The organism is Paraclostridium benzoelyticum, from assembly GCF_001006285.1.
In the GTDB taxonomy this organism is placed as follows: domain Bacteria; phylum Bacillota; class Clostridia; order Peptostreptococcales; family Peptostreptococcaceae; genus Paraclostridium; species Paraclostridium benzoelyticum.
In genome coordinates this window covers 1-485 of sequence record NZ_LBBT01000350.1, presented here as the reverse complement: position 1 = coordinate 485, position 485 = coordinate 1, and the positions used below count along the sequence as shown (strand labels likewise).

Sequence of the window (485 nt, the reverse complement as noted above, 5' to 3'; positions counted from 1 at the left end):
AAATATATTCTTATTTTTCTTTAATTTTTTAAAATTAAAAAATATTTTTATAGTTCATGTGTTTCTATTATTATTAGCTTTAATTTGCTCTATAATTCACATTAAAATTATTACAGCTTTTATTCAAATAAAAAAGTGGATAAATCTTAAAAGATTATCCACTATTATGCATATATATCAGAAAACTCAACTTCAATTTTTTGCACGAAATTTGCTTTTAGATTACAGTCATCTATTAGTTCTAATTTGTGGCTGTATAAATTACATGGCATATTTATTATAAACTCACTACCTTGCCCTAGTTCACTCTCAACATCTATATTCCCACCATGTAACTCAACTAAAGACTTAACTAAAGACAGCCCTATCCCACTTCCAACTTTAGTATCTATACTTTCATGCTTAACTTGTTTAAATCTATCAAATACTTTGTATAAGTCTTTTTTAGGTATTCCGATTCCTTCATCTTTAACCCTTAATTGGAT

General features: G+C 25.8%; 1 protein-coding gene. It reads right to left on the bottom strand.

Annotated elements, in window-relative coordinates:
* Window positions 1-164 precede the first annotated feature (164 nt).
* Window positions 165-485 (bottom strand): ATP-binding protein (locus VN21_RS16835; RefSeq protein ID WP_046824283.1); only part of this gene is annotated, 321 nt, incomplete at its 5' end.